Annotated in this window: 15 protein-coding genes and 3 pseudogenes; 6 read left to right on the top strand and 12 right to left on the bottom strand. The window is 67.6% G+C overall.

The annotated features are described in order from the left end of the window. Positions 1-132: 132 nt before the first annotated feature. Positions 133-621: a GNAT family N-acetyltransferase gene (locus tag MBELCI_RS03290; protein WP_045319645.1), complete on the bottom strand. Its 489-nt coding sequence runs from the start codon at positions 619-621 to the stop codon at positions 133-135. A gap of 148 nt (positions 622-769) precedes the next feature. Between MBELCI_RS03290 and MBELCI_RS03285 the strand changes: the two genes are divergently transcribed. Next, the gene (locus MBELCI_RS03285) at positions 770-1375 is read left to right on the top strand and encodes a flavin reductase family protein (protein WP_200861248.1); all 606 of its coding nucleotides are present in this window, start codon (positions 770-772) and stop codon (positions 1373-1375) included. 98 nt (positions 1376-1473) lie between these two features. On the opposite strand, the gene MBELCI_RS03280 is transcribed toward MBELCI_RS03285, so the two are convergent. After that, positions 1474-3066: a SulP family inorganic anion transporter gene (locus MBELCI_RS03280; protein WP_021692725.1), complete on the bottom strand. Its 1593-nt coding sequence runs from the start codon at positions 3064-3066 to the stop codon at positions 1474-1476. 200 nt (positions 3067-3266) lie between these two features. Between MBELCI_RS03280 and MBELCI_RS03275 the strand changes: the two genes are divergently transcribed. Further along, complete coding sequence (locus MBELCI_RS03275; protein WP_021692724.1) at positions 3267-3797, top strand: adenine phosphoribosyltransferase; 531 nt, start codon at positions 3267-3269, stop codon at positions 3795-3797. A gap of 134 nt (positions 3798-3931) precedes the next feature. Then, on the top strand, positions 3932-4114 hold the full coding sequence (locus MBELCI_RS03270) for a CsbD family protein (protein ID WP_021692723.1): 183 nt from the start codon (positions 3932-3934) through the stop codon (positions 4112-4114). Between the two features lie 73 nt (positions 4115-4187). Here the strand turns inward: MBELCI_RS03270 and MBELCI_RS03265 are convergent, their stop codons facing one another. From MBELCI_RS03265 to coxB, 10 genes and pseudogenes are all read right to left on the bottom strand, one after another. Next, a complete protein-coding gene (locus MBELCI_RS03265) occupies positions 4188-5597 on the bottom strand; it encodes an FAD-binding oxidoreductase (protein WP_021692722.1) in 1410 nt (469 codons plus the stop codon). Positions 5598-5626: 29 nt separating this feature from the next. Next, positions 5627-6211 carry a GNAT family N-acetyltransferase gene (locus MBELCI_RS03260; protein ID WP_021692721.1) on the bottom strand — a complete coding sequence of 195 codons (585 nt, stop codon included), beginning with the start codon at positions 6209-6211 and terminating at the stop codon, positions 5627-5629. Continuing rightward, positions 6211-7476: a M16 family metallopeptidase gene (locus tag MBELCI_RS03255; protein ID WP_021692720.1), complete on the bottom strand. Its 1266-nt coding sequence runs from the start codon at positions 7474-7476 to the stop codon at positions 6211-6213. The genes MBELCI_RS03260 and MBELCI_RS03255 overlap by 1 nt, the downstream gene beginning before the upstream one ends. Next, complete coding sequence (gene thrC, locus MBELCI_RS03250) at positions 7473-8861, bottom strand: threonine synthase (protein WP_021692719.1); 1389 nt, start codon at positions 8859-8861, stop codon at positions 7473-7475. The genes MBELCI_RS03255 and thrC overlap by 4 nt, the downstream gene beginning before the upstream one ends. 20 nt (positions 8862-8881) lie before the next feature. Next, entirely contained in the window at positions 8882-9550 is a 669-nt protein-coding gene (locus MBELCI_RS03245) for an SURF1 family protein (RefSeq protein WP_021692718.1), read from the bottom strand. Between the two features lie 92 nt (positions 9551-9642). Next, the gene (locus tag MBELCI_RS03240) at positions 9643-10443 is read right to left on the bottom strand and encodes a cytochrome c oxidase subunit 3 (protein WP_021692717.1); all 801 of its coding nucleotides are present in this window, start codon (positions 10441-10443) and stop codon (positions 9643-9645) included. Positions 10444-10468: 25 nt separating this feature from the next. After that, on the bottom strand, positions 10469-11083 hold the full coding sequence (locus tag MBELCI_RS03235) for a cytochrome c oxidase assembly protein (protein ID WP_021692716.1): 615 nt from the start codon (positions 11081-11083) through the stop codon (positions 10469-10471). Next, positions 11080-11283 (bottom strand): cytochrome c oxidase system small membrane protein, encoded by a 204-nt coding sequence (locus tag MBELCI_RS03230; RefSeq protein WP_045319643.1) that lies wholly within the window; start codon positions 11281-11283, stop codon positions 11080-11082. The genes MBELCI_RS03235 and MBELCI_RS03230 overlap by 4 nt, the downstream gene beginning before the upstream one ends. 6 nt (positions 11284-11289) lie before the next feature. Then, positions 11290-12258, bottom strand: a complete 969-nt coding sequence (cyoE, locus tag MBELCI_RS03225; RefSeq protein WP_081698477.1) for a heme o synthase — start codon at positions 12256-12258, stop codon at positions 11290-11292. 168 nt (positions 12259-12426) lie between these two features. Beyond that, a pseudogene (coxB, locus tag MBELCI_RS03220) lies at positions 12427-13232 on the bottom strand (cytochrome c oxidase subunit II). Positions 13233-13447: 215 nt separating this feature from the next. Here coxB and tldD point away from each other — a divergent pair. From tldD to topA, 3 genes and pseudogenes are all read left to right on the top strand, one after another. Then, a pseudogene (gene tldD / locus MBELCI_RS03215) lies at positions 13448-14880 on the top strand (metalloprotease TldD). Positions 14881-14975: 95 nt separating this feature from the next. After that, a pseudogene (gene dprA, locus MBELCI_RS03210) lies at positions 14976-16120 on the top strand (DNA-processing protein DprA). A gap of 102 nt (positions 16121-16222) precedes the next feature. Then, complete coding sequence (topA, locus tag MBELCI_RS03205; RefSeq protein WP_021692710.1) at positions 16223-18943, top strand: type I DNA topoisomerase; 2721 nt, start codon at positions 16223-16225, stop codon at positions 18941-18943. The last annotated feature ends 35 nt before the right edge of the window (positions 18944-18978 follow it).

Raw genomic sequence — 18978 nt, 5'->3', positions numbered from 1 at the left:
GCTCCGCGAGCGCCACGATCTCGGCCTTGACCGCGTCATCGAGCGGCTGGGGCGGACTTTTGGGGTTGATCTCGCGAATGGGGGTGCTCATGCGCCGATACTTGGGATGCGCGAGGCGGTTTTCAATCCGCCTCAGTCTGCCTCGGGCGAAACCTCGCCCCGTATGCCATCCCAAGCCCCGTCTTCGAGCGCTATGCCCAACACCCGTTCGGGGTTGGTGGGCGGCGGCATGATCACCCCGTCGAGCCGCGCAAAGCCGAAGCGGCCATAATAGGGCGCGTCGCCCACCAGCATCATGCGCGGATGCCTGCCCGCGCGCGCGCGCTCAAGCACCTCGAAGATCAAGAGCGCGCCAAGCCCCTCGCCCTGTCGCACCGGGTGCACGGCCACGGGGCCAAGCAGCAGCGCCGCATGACCGCCAACCCGCACCGGCCAGGTTCGGATCGCGCCCGCCGCCTCGCCCGCACGGCCACGCGCGACGAGGCACAGCTCGGCCTGAGGCGCCACGCCTTCACGCAGACGGTAGGAGGAAAGGGCCTCGCGCCCGGGCGCGAAACACAGATCATAAAGGGCCTCGACCTCTTGGTGATCCCCGGCCTCTTCCCGCGCGATTTCGGCCATTGATCCCTCCCGCCCCTGTCGGCGCCGCCGCCGCGCCGCGCCGCGCCGCGCCGCGCCCTAGCACGGCGCCGAGGCGGTGCAAACCGTTCCGCGCTGGACCGGGTGCGGCACGACCGCTACCTCTGGCGTGACCAAGGAGGAGATGCCGATGTTCTACCGCCCCGAGGACGGCCATGGCCTGCCGCACAACCCGTTCAACGCCATCGTATCTCCGCGCCCGATCGCTTGGGTCTCGACGCGCGGTCCGGACGGAAGCGAGAACCTCGCCCCCTACTCCTTCTTCAATGCTGTGGCCTATGTGCCGCCGCAGGTGATGTTCGCCTCGACCTCGGCCAAAGAGGACCGGCCGTGGTCCAAGGACACGATGTTCAACATACGCGAGACCGGGCAGTTCTGCGTCAACATCGTCGAATATGCCGCACGCGACGCAATGAACGCGACCTCGGGGCCGTGGCCCAAGGAGCAGGATGAGTTCGCGCACGCGAACATCGAACGCGCCGCTTGCGACACCATAGCCTGTTCGCGCGTGGCGAATGCCCCGGCCTCTCTCGAATGCCGGCTGGTGAGGATCGTGGATCTCAAGGGCGCGCACAACTTCATGGCCATCGGCGAGGTGACGGGCATCCACATGCGCGACGATTGCGTGGTCGACGGTCGCTTCGACGTCACCACCTACGAGCCGCTCGCCCGCCTCGGCTACCGCGATTACACCCGCGTGAGCGAATTGTTCAGCCTCACCCGACCGGGCCAGTAAACGTCAAGGGCGGCCTCCAGGAGACCGCCCTTTCCACTGACTTCACGCCTAAAATACTCATGACGCGCGGGTTTGGTCCGGCCCCGCTGCCGGAGCCTTCAGTGCCCGCCGCCAAGCGCGCCCGGCTGGACATCGTAATCCACCGCGACGCCGTAATTGGGATCATCGTCGCTCTCGACCACAAGCTGGCCCGCGCGACGCAAAAGCGCGTGGCAGTCGGGCGAGAGGTGCCGCAGCACCAACCGCTTGCCCGCCGCCGTGTAGCGATCCGCCATCCCCTCGATCGCCGCCAGCGCCGATTGGTCGGCGACGCGGCTGTGCTCGAAATCGACGATCACATGGTCGGGGTCGGTCTCGACCTGGAACAGTTCGGAGAAGCCGTCGGCCGAGCCGAAGAAGAGCGGGCCCTGCACCTTGTAGACCTTGGCGCCGTCCTCGGTGCGGTAGGTGCGCGCCCCGATCCGGGTGGCGTTCTGCCAGGCATAGGCCAGCGCCGAGACGATGACGCCCGCGACCACGGCGGTGGCAAGGTCGGTCAGCACGGTGATGACGGTCACCAAAACGATGACGATGGCATCGACGCGCGGCACCCGGCGCATCACCCGGAAGGTGTTCCACGCGAAAGTGCCGATGACGACCATGAACATCACCCCCACGAGGGCCGCAAGCGGGATCTGCTCGATCACCGGGGCGGCGAAGAGGATGAAGCACAATAGGAAGATCGCGGCCGAGGCGGCGGCGAGACGGGTGCGCCCGCCCGAGGAGACGTTGATCATCGACTGGCCGATCATCGCACAGCCGCCCATGCCGCCGAAGAAGCCGGTGACGACGTTGGCGATGCCCTGCGCCACGCATTCCTGGCTGGCACCCCCGCGCTTGCCGGTGATCTCGGAAACAAGGTTGAGCGTCAGCAGGCTTTCGATCAGGCCGATGGCCGCGAGGATCAGCGCATAGGGCAGGATGATGCCGAAGGTCTCGAGGTTCAAAGGCACCAGCGGGATCGAGAATTCGGGCAGACCGCCCGAGATCTGCGCCAGATCGCCGACGCGCGGCACCGGCAGGCCAAAGCCGATCACGAGCGCGGCGACGATGCCGATGGCGGCGAGCGGCGCGGGGATTGCGCGGGTGAAGCGCGGCATGATCCAGATGATGAACATGGTGAGCGCCACGAGGCCCAGCATCAGCACCAGCGGAAAGCCCGACAGGAAGCCGCCTGTCGCGGGATCGTGGAACTGTTCGAGTTGCGACAGGCCGATGACGATCGCGAGGCCATTGACGAAGCCGAGCATCACCGGGTGCGGAACGAGGCGCATGAACTTGCCCAGCCGGAAGATCCCGGCAAGCACCTGAAGGATGCCCATCAGCACCACGGTGGCGAAGAGGTATTCGACCCCGTGATCGGCCACGAGGCTGACCATGACGACCGCGAGCGCGCCGGTAGCGCCCGAGACCATACCTGGCCGGCCGCCGATCAACGCGGTGATGATGCCGACGAGAAAGGCCGCGTAGAGACCTACGAGCGGGTTCACCCCGGCGACGAAGGCGAAGGCCACGGCTTCGGGTACCAGCGCCAGCGCTACGGTGAGGCCTGACAGGATCTCGGTCTTGTAGTCGGCCGCCGAGCTTGGCAGGGCTGGGGCGTTCTCGGAGGAAACGGCATTGGCCAGCACGGCCAGCGGAGATCGGCTCATCGGCTCACTTTCGCATGATAGGTGTTCGGGCTGCGGTGCGGGCATAGCCCACGCTGCCGTGTGACGGAACCCGCAAACGCGCCGTTTCCCCGAATCGGGCTTCGCAACGGCCGCCGTGGGCTTTATGAACGCGCCGCCCACATCAGGGGCACAAGATTTGATGCGGGGTGCCTTGCCCCGCCCTCCAGCAAGGAGCCGTCATGGCCCATGTGACCGACTACATCCGCACCATCCCCGATTTCCCGCATGAGGGGATCCAGTTTCGTGACGTGACGACGCTGTTCGCCGACCGCGACGGGCTGCGCCTTGCCATCGAGGGGTTGGTGGCGGCCTGCGAAGGGCTCGAGATCGATACCGTCGCGGGGTTGGAGGCGCGCGGCTTCATCCTTGGCGGCGCGCTGGCCGATCGGCTCGGCACCGGCTTCGTGCCGATCCGCAAGAAGGGCAAGCTGCCCGGTCGCACCATCGAGCAAGCCTATACGCTGGAATATGGCGAGGCGGTGGTCGAGATGCATGACGATGCCCTGCATGCGGGCCAGAAGGTGCTTCTGGTCGACGACCTGCTCGCCACGGGCGGCACCGCCGAAGCGGGGCTGCGGCTCATCGAACGGCTGGGGGCCGAGGTGGTGGTCTGCGCCTTCGTGATCGATCTCAAGGATCTCGGCGGTCGCGCGCGGCTCGAAGGCCTGGGTCAGCGGGTCGAGGCGCTCTGCGCCTATGAGGGCGCCTGAGCACGGATGATCTCGTCGAATTGATCGCGATGGCGCACCCCGGCGAGCAACCAATGTCAGGCCCGGAGGGTTTATCTCGCATATTGCGGAGCCGAGGCGATCACCGCCCGCCCGCGTAGCGCGAGGATGTGCCTATGGGTGAGTTCATCGACAAGACGAAGGCTGCCGCCAACAAGGCCGCCGGCTCCGTCAAGGATGCCGTCGGCGAAGCGACAGGCGACGACAAGCTGCGCACCGAGGGCAAGGGCCAGAAGGCGCGCGGCACGGCCCAGAACGTCTCCGGCTCCATCAAGGGCGCGTTGGGCGACGATATCTGAACCCTTCACCGAAACCTTGGTCACATGCATGACCCGAATGGCCGCGAAGACGCGGCCATTCGCCCGTCCGGCCTCAGCCTCTGAGGACCGCGCCCGGGTTCAGGATGCCATGCGGGTCGAGCGCCGTCTTGATCGCCCGCATCATCGACAGTTTCACCGGGTCGCCATAACGCTCCAGATCGTCCACCTTGAGCCGTCCGATGCCATGTTCGGCGCTGACCGAACCGCCGAAGCCATGCGCGAGATCGTGGACAATCTCCTTCACGCGCAGGCGGATCTCCTCGAACTCCTCGCGCGTGCGTCCCTTGGGCGGGAACACATTGTAATGCAGGTTGCCGTCCCCGAGATGGCCAAAGCAGTTGATCCGCACATTGCCCAAGGCGCGCAGCACCGGTTCGGCCTGCTCGATGAAATCAGGCAGTGCCGAGAGCGGCACCGAGATGTCATGCGAGGAAATCGAGCCGATGCGGCGGTTGGCCTCGGGGATCGTCTCGCGGATTGCCCAGAGCGCCTCGGCCTGCGTCTCCGACGAGGCGATGACGCCATCCGCACTGAGGCCTGCCGCCACCGCCGCCTCGAAGATCGCGGCGAGGCTGTCCTCGGGGCGCAACCCCTCGGGCAGGCCCAGCTCCATCAGCACCATCCATTCGGGCAGCGGATCAAGCGGCACCCGCGCATCGAGACCGGCCTCGATCAGGAACTCCGGCCCCTGCCGATGCATCAGTTCGAAGGCGGTGACGGTGTCGCCCACCCGGTCGCGCGCCAGCGCCAGAAGATCGAGCGCCGCGCGCGGCGAGGCCACGTGAAACAGCGCCGAGCCCGAAGCGGCGGGAACCGGCGCCATCCTCAGCGCGGCGGCGGTGATGATGCCGAGCGTGCCCTCGGCGCCGATCATCAGATCGCGCAAATCATAGCCGGTGTTGTCCTTGTAGAGCCGCGTCAGCCCGTGCCAGACCTCGCCCGTGGCCATCACCACCTCGAGCCCGAGGCACTGCGCACGCGCATTGCCATAGCGCAGCACGTTGAGCCCGCCCGCATTGGTCGAAAGCAGCCCGCCGATCCGGGCAGAGCCTTCAGAAGCGAGCGAGAGGGGAAACATTCGCCCCGCCTCGCGCGCCGCCCGCTGCACGTCGGCAAGGATCGCGCCCGCCTCGGCCAGCATCACGTTTTCGGAGGGGAAGACGTCGCGGATCGCAGTCATTCGCGCCAGAGACAGGATCACCGGGGCGACGCCGCCCTGCATCACCTGCCCGCCCACGAGGCCGGTGCCGCCGCCATGCGGCACCACCCCGACGCAGGCCGTGTGGCAGGCTTGAAGGATCGTCGCCACCTCCTCGGTCGAGCCGGGTGCCAGCAGCAGCCCCTGTCCGCGATAGCGTCCGCGCGGCTCTTCGAGATGTTCGGGGCCCGCGTCGCGAAAGACAGGTTCGGGCAGCCGGTCGCGCAGCGTGTCGAGGAACTCCGGCGTCGCGGGATTGAGCATGGGGACCTCCCTTGGCCTCGTATCGGCGGTCAACCGGTCTCGGTGCGCCCGCGCCGGTCAGCCCGCAGGTTGGCGTAAAGCACGTGGTTGCGCCAGCGCCCGTCGATCTGCAGGTAGCTTTGCGCCACGCCCTCGTACTTGTAGCCGCAGCGTTCCAGCAGCCGCCGCGACGGCGTGTTCTCCGGCAGGCAGCCCGCTTCGATGCGGCTCAACTCCATCGCGGTGAAGGCATGGTGCACCACCGCTTGCACCGCTTCGCGCGTGTAGCCCCGCCGCGCGAAGGGCGCACCGATCCAGTAGCCGGTGGTGCCCGCCTGCGCCGGACCGCGGCGGATGTTGTCGAGCGTGATCGCGCCCAAGAGCATGTCGTCTTCGCGACGGATCAGGAACAGCGGCAGCGCGGTGTTCTGGCTGATCGACCGCTGCGCCCAGTAGACGCGATTGGTGAAGGCGCGCCGCGTCAGGTGATCGGGCGCCCATGTCGGCTCCCACCGGGTCAGGAAGGCCGCCGAATCCTGCCGCAGCGCCGCCCACGCGCGAAAATCGCCATGTACCGGCGGGCGCAGTGTCAGCCGTTCCGTCTCGATCTGGACCCGCCGACGCTGGCCGAGCATCAGGCGGCGAGCCTTTCCTTCAGCTCTTCGAGGTGCGGCGCGGTCTCGGCCGGACCGTAGAGCGCCAGCGCGCTGCCCGCGCCGCCCGCCGCATGGGCGGCAAAGTCGCGCACGGCCTCGACGGTGACGGCATCGATCTTCTCGACCGCCTCCTCGACGCCGGGCACTCGGCCCCAGATCGCCAGCATCCGTGCCAGACGCTCGGCCCGGTTCGACGGACTCTCCAGCCCCATTAGCATCCCGGCCTTCATCTGCGCGCGGGCGCGGGCGACCTCGGCTTCGGACATGTCATGCGCGGCGCGCTTCATCTCGTCCATGGTGATCCGCGCCAGATCGCCGATCTCCTCGGCCGAGGTGCCGGCATAGATCGTGGTCATGCCGGTGTCTTCATAGGCCCCGGCCTGCGCGAAGATCGTGTAGCACAGGCCGCGATCCTCGCGCACCTTCTGGAACAGCCGCGAAGACATGCCGCCGCCCAGGGCCGTGGCATAGATCTGCGCGGTGTAGATCGCGGGATCGCGGTAGTCCGGCCCTTCGAGCGCCATGGCGAAATGGACCTGTTCGAGCGGCTTGATGACCCGCTTTTCGCCGCCCATGAAGCGCGCGGGCGGCTGGATCGGCGCGGTGACGCGCGGCGCGAGCCCGCCGAACAGCCGCTCGGCTTCGCGCACGATCTCGTCGTGGTCCACGTCGCCCGCCGCCGACAGGATCAGCTGACCGGGGCCGTAATGCGAACGGGTGAAATCCGCCAGATCGGCGCGGCTGAAGGCCGAGACCCGCTCGGCGGGGCCGAGGATGGTGCGGCCCAAGGGCTGATCGGGATAGGCTTCTTCCTGAAGCCAGTCGAAGATGATGTCGTCGGGCGTGTCGAGCGCCTGACCGATCTCCTGCAGGATCACGCCCCGCTCGACCTCGATCTCCTCCTCCGAGAAGACCGGATTCAGCAGGATGTCCGAGATCACGTCGAGCGCGAGCCTCACGTCCTGACCCAGCACCCGCGCGTAATAGGCCGTCATCTCGCGCGAGGTGTAGGCGTTGATGTAGCCGCCCACATCCTCGATCGCCTCGGCGATAGCGAGCGCCGATCGCGTCTTGGTGCCCTTGAACGCCATGTGCTCAAGGAAATGCGCGATACCGTTCTGATCGGCGGTTTCGTGGCGGCCACCGGCCAGCACCCAGATGCCGATCGAGGCCGATTGCAGCCCCGGCATCCGCTCCGTGGCGATGCGAAAGCCGTTGGACAGGGTATGAAGCTGGACACTCACCGTGCGATCTTCTCCCGAATGACGGATTGCAGGGCGGCGAGATCGTTCTCGACCCGCGTCACCCGTTCCGGCCGGTCATACAGCCCCGCCATGCGGGTGGGAAGGGGCGGCCGGATCGTGGTGGCGGCCTCGACCGCGTCGGGGAACTTTGCCGGGTGCGCGGTGGCCAGCGTCACCATCGGGTTGTCGCCGATATGCGCCTCGGCCACATGAACGCCGACGGCGGAATGCGGGCACAGGAGCTCGCCGGTCTCGGCGTGGACGCGGCGGATCGTCTCGCGGGTTTCGTCCTCGGAGGCGCATCCCGAGGCGAAGCCGTCGCGCAACCGTCCGATGGCGCCTTGGCTCACCGCGAAACCGCCATCGCGCTTGAGCTCGTCCATCAGCTGGGCAACGGCGGCGCCATCGCGCCCATAGGCGTCCCACAGCGCGCGCTCGAAGTTCGACGAGACCTGGATGTCCATCGAGGGGCTGATCGTGGGCGTCACGCCGGACTTGCGATGCTCGCCGCTCTGGATCGTGCGGTGCAGGATGTCGTTGCGGTTGGTGGCGATCACCAGCCGCCCGATCGACAGCCCCATACGGCGCGCGATGTCGCCCGCGTAGATGTCGCCGAAATTGCCGGTCGGCACGGTGAAGTCCACCTCGCGGTGCGGCGCGCCGAGCGTGGTGGCGGCGGTAAAGTAATATACCACCTGCGCCAGCACCCGGCCCCAGTTGATCGAGTTCACGCCGGCGAGCCGCACCTCGTCGCGAAAGGCGAAGTCGTTGAACATGTCCTTGAGCGCGGCTTGGCAGTCGTCGAAATCGCCCGTCACCGCGAGGCTGTGCACGTTCTCCTCCGACGGCGTCGTCATCTGGCGGCGCTGCACCTCCGAGATCCGCTCATGCGGGAACAGGATCACCACGTCGACATTGGCCAGCCCTCGGAACGCCTCGATCGCCGCCGAGCCCGTGTCGCCGGAGGTCGCGCCGACGATGGTGATGCGCTCTCCCGAGCGCTCCAGCGAGGCCTGAAACAGCTGGCCGATCAGCTGCATGGCGAAGTCCTTGAAGGCCAGCGTCGGCCCGTGGAACAGCTCAAGCAGGTGATGGTTCGCGCCGATCTGATTGAGCGGCGCGCGTGCCGGATGGGCAAAGCTCGCATAGGCCTCGGCGATCAGGCCACGAAACTCGTCCTCGGTGAAGGCGTCGCCGATGAAGGGGCGCATCACGCGGAAGGCCACCTCCTCGTAGGGCTGGCCCGCCATCGCCGCGATCTGGGCGCGGTCGAACATCGGCACCGTCTCGGGGACGTAGAGGCCGCCGTCGCGGGCGAGCCCGGTGAGCATCGCCTCCTCGAAGGAGAGGCTCGGGGCCTGGCCCCGTGTGGAGACGTAGCGCATGGGTCGGTCCTTCGAAATCATCAGGAAGCGGCGCGGCGGCCGCGCCACAGGAACAAGCCGGTCATGACGGCCAGCACGGCCGCCAGCGAAAACCAGGTGATCGCGTAGCCGAGGTGGTCGTTCGCCACGGCGGCGCTGTCAAGCGGCATGGGGGCCGTGCCCAATTCGGGCGTGATCCGCCGGGCCACGATCATCAAGGGCGCGGTGCCGAGAGCGGCGGCCATCGGGGCCACGTCGCGGGCATACCAGATATTGACGGCCATGTCGGGGGCGGGGGTCCAGTCGTCGACCTCCTGCGGCCAGTGCAGGTTACCGGTGATCATCACGTCGGATGCGGCGCGCCCGATATCCTTGGCCCCCAGCGGCACGAAGCCCAGATCCACCATGACCCGCCGCTGCGCGGTATCGAGCACGCCAATGACGCGGTAGCCGGGCCCGTCGGCGGCGCTGAGCACATGAAGCTCTTCACCGGTCAGCTGCCCCTGCGCCACCACGGGCAGGTAGCGCTGCGCCTGCGGGTCGGCGGTGTCGAGCCCCGCGAGCGGCACGGGAGCGGCGAGGATCCGTGCGTCGAGATCCGCGAGGATCGCCGTTTTCCATGACAGCCGCTGAAGCTGCCAGACACCCAGACCGATCAGGATGACGCAGCCGACGAGGCCCATGAGCAGCGGGAGAAAGGTTCGGCGCATCGTGTCTCCGGAAACGGACAGAACGCGCGGGAGGGCCCGCGCGTCCGTATTCGGTGGGCTGAAGTGTGGTCGGACGCGCAGGCCCGTTCCGATCAGCTGCCCCAGACGTAGATCGCCATGAACAGGAACAGCCAGACCACGTCGACGAAGTGCCAGTACCATGCCGCCGCCTCGAAGCCCACGTGCTTCTCGGGGGTGAAGTCGCCACGCTGCAGGCGGATCAGGCAGATCGCGAGGAAGATCGTGCCGATGATCACATGCGCGCCGTGAAAACCCGTCGCCATGAAGAACACGCCGCCATAGACGTTGCCGCCGAAGGTGAAGGGTGCCTCCCAGTACTCCAGCGCCTGAAAGGCGGTGAAGATCAGGCCGAGGCCGATTGCGATGGCGAGGCCGTTGCGCATGTCCTTGCGGTTGTTGTCATGCACCAGCGCATGGTGCGCCCAGGTCGCCGCCGCGCCCGAGCACAGCAGGATCAGCGTGTTGATCAGCGGCAGGTGCCACGGGTCGAAGGTCGTGATCCCCTCGGGCGGCCAGGTGCCGTCGACCATCGGGCTTTCGGGGCCCATGGGATAGAGCGCGTTCTTGAAGAACGCCCAGAACCACGCCACGAAGAACATGACCTCGGACATGATGAAGAAGATGAAGCCATAGCGCAGGCCGATCCGCACCACCGGAGTGTGATCGCCGATGCGGCTTTCGCCGACGACGTCGGCCCACCAGCCATACATGGTGTAGAGCACCGCCGCAAGGCCGATCAGGAACAGCCAGGGGCCGGAGCCGTGCATCCAGGTGACCGCGCCGAACAGCATGGCAAAGGCGCCGACGGCGGCGATGAACGGCCAGATGGACGGGGCCAGGATGTGGTAGTCGTGGTTCTTCTCATGCGCCATTGCGTCGATCCCTCGGGCCTTTCGTTCAGTTCGTGTCTATCGCCTGAGCGGCGGTTCGTGTCAAAGACTCGTTGCCCGGCGCAAGTGCGGCCGTCTCCGTGTCCTGAGGCAAGTCGATCTCGTAGAAGGTATAGCTCAGCGTGATCTCGTGGACATACTTGGCCTCGCGATGCTCTACGATCGCCGGATCGACGAAGAAACTCACCGGCATCAGCACCGTCTCGCCGGGCTGCAGCACCTGCTCGGTGAAGCAGAAGCATTCGATCTTCTCGAAATAGCCGCCAGCGGCATAGGGGGCGACGTTGTAGGCCGCCTGCCCCGCCACCGGGCGGTCGGTCGGGTTGTGGGCCTCGTAGAAGGCCAGTCCCGTTTCACCGATCTTGAGCGTCATCTGGCGCTCGACCGGATTGAATTCCCAAGGCATGCCCCGCTCCAGCGAGGCGTCGAAGCGCACGGTGATGCTCTGGTCGAGCACGGTGTCGGAGGCGGTCTCGGCCACCGAGGTAGCACCGCCAAAGCCGGTAACCTGACAGAACCAGCTGTAGAAGGGCACCGCAGCCCAGGCCAGCGCCCCCATGACAACGACGACGCCCGCCGTCTGTAGCGCGGTGCGGCGCAGCTTGCGGTCCCGATCGGTCATTGCGCAGGCGCCTCCTGAGGCACCAACTGCGGCCGGGCGACATGGTCGAAGCGCTCCAGCTCGACGATCGAGCCCAGGCTCAGCGTCTTGACCACGGTGAGACCGAAGATCAGGGCGACAAATCCCACGAGCAGCAGCCCGACGCCCCAGTTGCGGCCCCGCCTGCGGTGATGCAGTTCATGTTCGACACGCATGGACATGTCTCCTTATGCCCCGACCAGCCCCGACAGGATCTGCCAGGAACCGCCCCAAGGACGTAGCGCCGCTTCGATCAGAAGCGCGCCGAAATGCAGGAAAAGATAGCCGAGCGAGATCTTGAAGACCCTCTTCTCGGCGGCATAGCCATCGGCCTCGGCCGCGGCTTCGTCGCGGTTGTAAAGCCGCCACGCACCGCCGAGGAACTGGATGTTCAGCGCCGCGGCGATGACGAGATAGATCGGCCCGCCGATCGAGGTGAACCCCAGACCCAGCGCCACCGGCACCAGAAGCAGCGTGTAGGCGAGGATGTGGCGGCGGGTGGAGCGGCGGCCATGCGTCTCGGTCAGCATCGGCACGCCGGCATCGCCGTAGTCGGACTTCACGAACAGTGCCAGGGCCCAGAAATGCGGCGGCGTCCACATGAAGGTCAGCGCGAACATCAGCACGCTTTCGATGGCGATGTCGCCGGTGGCGGCAGCCCAGCCGATCATCGGAGGGAACGCGCCTGCGGCGCCGCCGATGACGATGTTCTGCGGCGTCGAACGCTTGAGCCACATCGTGTAGATCACGGCGTAGAAGAAGATGGTGAAGGCCAGAAGCCCGGCGGCGAGCGGCCCGGCGGCGAGGAACAGCACCACGACCGAAAAGCCCGAGAGCGCGAGGCCCAGCGCCAGCGCCTCGCCCGGCGTGGTCTTGCCCGCAGGGATCGGGCGCGACTTGGTGCGGCGCATCACCGCGTCGATATCGGCGTCCCACCACATGTTGAGCGCGCCCGAGGCCCCGCCGCCCACGGCGATGCACAGCACCGCCACGAAGCCGAGGAAGGGATGCACCGGCACCGGGGCCACCAAAAGGCCCACCAGTGCGGTGAAGACTACGAGGGACATCACGCGCGGCTTCAGCAGTGCGAAGTAATCGCCCAAGCCCGCTTCGGGGGCGCCGTTGTAGCTCACGTCGGTCATGCTGGCATCGGTCATGCGGGCTCCCGTCCGGCGGTCATCATCCGCCGTCGCTGGTGGCGCGGTCGCGGGGGTCTGCCCCGCCGTCGCGGTCGGGTTGTCCCGGCCGGTCGTCATGTCGTGTCGCGGCGCTGCCGCCGGGTCGGGCGGCGCATCCGCGCCCGGCCCCGTCATGCGCGTCCCGGCTCAGGCCGGATACTCTTCCTTGGCGCCCGCGAGCCACTGCTCGTAGACCTCGGGGCTCACCACCTTGACGGTGATCGGCATGTAGGCATGGTCCTTCCCACATAGCTCGGAGCACTGGCCGAAATAGACGCCTTCCTGCTCGGCGGCGAACCACAGCTGGGCGATCCGGCCCGGCACCGCGTCCTGCTTCACGCCGAAGGCGGGATGGTCCAGGAGTGGATCACGTCGGCGCCGGTCACGTCCATCACCACGGTGGCGCCCACCGGCACCACCACGGCGGTGTCGGTCGCCAGCTTGAACTCGTCGGCACCGTAACCGGCCTCGTTCAGCTCGGCCAGGATATCCTCATTGAGGTTGCCCATGCCCGCGCCGATCATGAAGCTTTCGAAGGCCACGTCCTCGTCGACATATTCATAACCCCAGTACCACTGGAAGCCGGTGACCTTGATGTGCACGTCGCCCTCGGGGATCTCCTGCTGGTCGAACAGCACCGGCAACGAGAAGGCCCCGATGAAGATCAGGATCACGATCGGCACGATGGTCCATGCGATCTCGAGCGGCGAGTTATGGGTGAACACCGCGGGCTTGGGGTTGGACTTGCGGTTGTAGCGCAGGATCACGAAGATCAGCAGGCCCGTGACGAAGAGCGTGATGGCGGTGATGATGACGAGCAGCATGCCGTCGAGCCAGTGGATGTCGCGCGCCAGCTTGGTGGCGGCGGGCTGCCAGCCCACGGCCCCGTCGACCGGACGACCGATGATCGGCAGTTCGGCGATCTGCTCCTGTGCCGAGACCATGCCCGCCATCAGGGTGGCTGTGGCGGTCCCGAGCACGGCGAGGGGCTTTGTGAGGTGCATGTCTCTACCTTGCGTGTGTGGCGTAAGTCGGCGCCCCGAGGCCCCCGCTTGGGCGGAATCCCCTGTCGTCCGCGGGTCTATTCCCATAAACTGCCGCGCAGAACAAGCTGTCGGGTTGCGGCAAACGGACGCCCACCGGCGGCGCGGCATCCAAGGAACATCGCATGTCCTCATCGCAGGCTGAGCCCGCTTTCGACCCTTTCGCAACCCATCTCGACCGCGCGGAGGCCCTGCGCCTGCTGCGCGAGGCGGTGGCGGGGGCCGATGACGGCGAACTCTTCATCGAGCGCCGCCGCTCGGAGGTTCTGGGCTTCGATGACGGTCGGCTGCGCCACGCCAATTTCGACGCCGCCGAAGGTTTCGGCCTGCGCGCGGTGCGCGGCGAGACCTCGGGCTACGCGCATTCCACCTCCATCGACGAGCGCGCGCTCGGGCGCGCCGTCGCCACCACCCGGCTTGCCGTGGGCGATGGCGGCGGCACGCTGGCCGAAGCACCCGCGCGCACCAACCGCCATCTCTATACCGACGCGACCCGATCGCCGGGGCGGCCTTCGGGGTGAAGGTCGATCTTTTGCGCGAGATCGACGCCTTCGCCCGCGCGCTCGACCCGAAGGTGGTGCAGGTCACCGCGAGCCTCGCGGCCTCGCATCAGGAGGTGGCGATCCTGCGGCCCGAGGACGCGCTTTACACCGACATCCGCCCGATGGCGCGCATCTCGATCGGCGTGATCGTCGAACGGAACGGGCGGCGCGAGAGCGGCAACATGGGGGGCGGCGGCCGCTTCGGCCTCGACGGGCTGATGGCACGCGACCATTGGGAGCCGGTGGTCCGCGAGGCGCTGCGCATCGCTCTGGTCAACCTGGACGCCGAGGCCGCGCCGGCAGGCGTCATGGACGTGGTGCTCGGGCCGGGCTGGCCCGGCATCCTGTTGCACGAGGCGATCGGCCACGGGCTCGAAGGCGACTTCAACCGCAAGGGCTCTTCGGCCTTCGCCGGTCTGATGGGCAGCCAGATCGCGGCCCCCGGCGTCACCGTGCTCGACGACGGCACCCTGCCCGACCGGCGCGGCTCGCTCACCTTCGACGATGAGGGCACGCCCTCGAATCGCACGACGCTGATCGAGGATGGCAGGCTGGTCGGCTACATGCAGGACCGGCAGAACGCGCGGCTGATGGGTGTGGCGCCCACCGGCAACGGTCGGCGCGAGAGCTTTGCCCACACGCCGATGCCGCGCATGACCAACACCTACATGCTCGCGGGCAAGGACGATCCGGCGGGAATGGTGGCGGATCTCAAGGACGGGATCTGGGCCGTGGGCTTCGGCGGCGGGCAGGTCGACATCACGTCGGGCAAGTTCGTCTTCTCCTGCACCGAAGCCTACCGCGTGAAGAACGGCAAGATCGGCGCACCGGTCAAGGGTGCTACGCTGATCGGCGACGGGGCGACCGCACTCAAGCAGATCCGCGCCATCGGCAACGATCTGGCGCTCGATCCGGGCATAGGCAACTGCGGCAAGAACGGCCAATGGGTGCCGGTGGGCGTGGGCCAGCCCTCGCTGACGATCGGCGGGCTGACGGTCGGCGGATCAGGGAGCTAGGCTTCCCGGTCTCGGGCCGTCCTCGATGTTCGCTTTGGTTTACGCGCTGTTAACCAAAGCGACCTAGACCTGAGCCTGCAACAGGCGAGGCGCGGATGGCCCAGAACCCGACTTCTTCCGCTCACCCCCCACTCCCACCCACAACGGAAGAGGACACGCTGTCCCGCCTGCGCCTGTTGCGCTCGCGCCGTGTCGGCATCGCCACCTACTGGCGGCTGCTGGCCGAACACGGCTCGGCCCGCGCGGCGCTCGACGTGCTGCCCGATGTCGCGCGGACCGCTGGGATCGAGGATTACGCCGCCTGCACCCCGCAGGCGCGCGCGCCGAGATGGCCGCGGCCGAGGCCGCAGGCGCGCGGCTGCTCGTCCATGGCGATCCGCTCTATCCCGCCGATCTCGCCGCCCTGTCCGACGCGCCGCCGCTGCTTTGGCTTCGGGGCCGCGCGGCCCTGTTGCGGCGACCGATGCTGGCCATGGTCGGCGCGCGCAACGCCTCTTCGCTGGGACGGCGCATGGCGCGCCGGCTGGCGGCGGATCTGTCGGAGGCGGGTTGGGTCGTGGTTTCGGGGCTGGCGCGCGGCATCGACGCGCAGGCGCATGAGGCCGCGCTCGGTGGCGGCACCATCGCCGTGACGGCGGGCGGGGTCGACGTCACCTACCCGCCCGAGAATTCCGATCTGACGACCCGCATCGGCCGCGAGGGGCTGATCCTGTCGGAGCAGCCGCTGGGGCTCGCGCCGCAGGGCCGCCATTTCCCGGCGCGCAACCGCATCGTCGCGGGGCTGTCGCGGGCGGTGGTGGTGGTCGAGGCCGCAACGCGCTCGGGCAGCCTCATCACCGCTCGCGCGGCGCTGGAGGCGGGGCGCGAGGTGCTGGCGGTGCCCGGTCATCCCTTCGATGCCCGCGCCGGTGGCTGCAACCTGCTGATCCGTGACGGGGCCACCTTGGTGCGCGGCGCGCAGGACGTGCTCGACCTCGTGGGGCCCATCCTGTCACCGGAGCCCCCGGCGGCCCCGCCCCGTCGCGTCGAAATGTCCACCGCTCCCAACGACGATCTCCCTGCTCGCATCTTGGAGCGGCTCTGCGCCGCGCCACTGGCCGAGGATCAGTTGTTGCGTGATCTCGGCCTTCCTGCGGCGCAAGTGTTGCAGGCGCTGGTAGAGCTGGAGCTTTCGGGTCAGGTTGGCCGACAACCCGGCGGGCTGCTGGTGCGGCACGATCTCGAACGGACGGAGGGCTGAGGGCCCCGGGACGGCAGTGGGATCAGGGCGCATTGACAATGCGGCGAGGCCCGCCACATGTTGCCCGCCCAAAGCGTCCCTCCCCTGACCCGAGGATTCCCCATGCCCGTCGTCGTCGTCGAATCTCCGGCCAAGGCCAAGACGATCAACACTTATCTCGGGTCGGACTACACCGTCCTCGCCTCCTATGGGCATGTCCGCGACCTGCCGGCCAAGGACGGATCGGTCGACACCGATAATGATTTCGACATGCGCTGGGAGGTCGGCGCCGACAGCCGCAAGCACGTCAAGGCCATCGCCGACGCACTCAAATCCGACCCCAACCTCATTCTCGCCACCGACCCCGATCGCGAGGGCGAGGCGATCTCGTGGCACCTGCAGGAGGCGCTGACCGCGCGCAAGGTGCTCAAGAAGGACACGCCGGTCAGCCGCGTCGTCTTCAATGCGATCACCAAAGCGGCCGTGACCGAGGCGATGAAGAACCCGCGAGAGGTCGACGCGCCCTTGGTGCACGCCTATCTGGCGCGGCGGGCGCTCGACTACCTCGTGGGCTTCAACCTGAGCCCGGTGCTGTGGCGCAAGCTGCCCGGCGCGAAATCGGCGGGGCGCGTGCAATCGGTCTGCCTGCGCCTCATCGTCGAGCGCGAAATGGAGATCGAAGCGTTCAACCCGCGCGAATACTGGAGCGTCAAGGCGCAGCTCGTCACGCCCCGAGGCCAGGAATACGAGGCGCGGCTTACCCTGCTGGCGGGCAAGAAGCTCGACCGCTTCGACATCGCCGACCGGACGCAGGCCGAGATGGCGGTGCAGGCCGTGGCCTCGCGCGATCTCACCGTGGCTTCGGTCGAGGCGAAGCCTGCCTCCCGCAACCCCTCGGCCCCCTTCATGACCTCCACGTTGCAGCAGGAGGCGAGCCGCAAGTTCGGCATGGGTGCGCGGGCGACGATGTCGGCGGCGCAACGGCTCTACGAGGCGGGCCATATCACCTACATGCGGACCGATGGCATCGACATGGCCCCCGAAGCGGTGATGGCCGCGCGCGACGAGATCAAGTCGCGCTATGGCGAGGCCTATGTCCCCCAAAGCCCGCGCATGTACAAGAACAAGGCCAAGAACGCGCAGGAAGCCCACGAGTGCATCCGGCCCACCGACATGTCGCGCGACGCCTCCAAGCTGGCGCGGTTGGAGCCCGAGCAACGCAAGCTCTACGACCTGATCTGGAAGCGCACGCTCGCCTGCCAGATGGAAGCCGCGCGGATGGAGCGCACCACCGTCGACATCGGCAGCCGCGACGAGCAGGTGATGCTGCGCGCCACCGGGCAGGTCGTGCTCTTCGACGGTTTCCTCAAGGTCTATGAAGAGGGCCGCGACGACGTCGAGAGCGATGACGACCGCCGCCTGCCGCAGATCCATCAGGGTGAGGCCGCGAAATTCGCGTCTGGCACGCTGAAGAGCGCCTTCGCCAAGGCGACCGAGGAGAACAAGGACGCCGCCGTGCTCGGTGGCCCCGGCGCCGTGCTGGCGCTGCAGCACCACACCCAGCCGCCGCCGCGCTACACCGAGGCGACGCTGGTCAAGCGGATGGAAGAGCTCGGCATCGGCCGCCCTTCGACCTATGCCAGCGTCATCGGCACGATCCAGGACCGCGAATATGTCACCAAGGACAAGAACCGGCTGATTCCGCAGGACAAGGGCCGAATCGTCACGATCTTCCTGCTCAACTTCTTCAAGCGCTACGTCGAATACGATTTCACCGCCGAACTCGAAGAACAGCTCGACGACGTCTCGGCCGGCAAGGCTGATTACAAGGAGCTGCTGGCACGGTTCTGGCGTGATTTCTCGGCCGCGATCGCCGAAACTTCGGAGCTTCGGATCACCGAGGTACTCGACGTGCTCGACGAAGCATTGGCGCCGCAGCTCTACCCGCCGCGCGAGGATGGCACCGATCCGCGTCAGTGTCCGCAATGCGGCACCGGCCAGCTGCACCTCAAGACCTCGCGCACGGGGGGCTTCGTCGGCTGCGGCAACTATCCCGAATGCCGCTATACTCGGCCCATCGGCGGCGACGGTGCCGACACCGGTGCCGACCGGGTGTTGGGCGAGGATGGCGGCGACGATATCTGGCTCAAGACCGGGCGCTTCGGCCCCTATGTCCAGCGCGGCGAGCCGACCGAAGACACGCCCAAGCCGCCGCGTGCCTCGCTGCCCAAGGGCTGGCAGGCGGATGCGATGGATCTCGACAAGGCGCTGACGCTCCTGTCGCTGCCGCGCCTCGTCGGCCATCACCCCGAAGATGGCGAGCCGGTCGAGGCCGGGCTTGGCCGCTTCGGCCCCTTCGTCAAGCACGGCAAGCTTTACGCCAACCTCAAGGAGGTGGACGAAGTCTTCGAGATCGGCATGAACCGGGCCGTCGAGGTGCTGGCGCAGAAAGCTGCCGGGCGCGCCGGTCGCGGCGCCGCCGCCAAGGCGCTCAAGGAGCTGGGAGAGCATCCTTCGGGTGGCGCCCTCTCCGTGATGCCGGGGCGATACGGGCCATATGTGAAGTGGGAAAAGGTCAATGCGACCCTGCCCAAGGACGTGGAGCCTGAGGCGCTGACCCTCGAACAGGCGATCGCTCTGGTGGACGAGAAGGCCGCGAAGGGTGGCAAGAAGAAGGCCCCGGCCAAGAAGACGGCGGCGAAGAAACCCGCCGCCAAGAAGGCCACGGCCAGCAAGACCACCGCAGCTAAGAAACCTGCGACGAAATCGGCGGCGGCCAAGAAGACCACCGCAAAAAAAGCGCCCGCGAAAAAACCCGAGGCCTCAGACGAGGCGGCCGAGTAGGCTCCGACCGGGCGGGATGCCGCGCCGCCCGCTGC

The sequence above is a fragment of the Limimaricola cinnabarinus LL-001 genome, from assembly GCF_000466965.1.
Classification (GTDB): Bacteria; Pseudomonadota; Alphaproteobacteria; order Rhodobacterales; family Rhodobacteraceae; genus Limimaricola; species Limimaricola cinnabarinus.
Note: the sequence above shows the minus strand (reverse complement) of the source record. Positions and strands in the feature narration are given on the sequence as shown.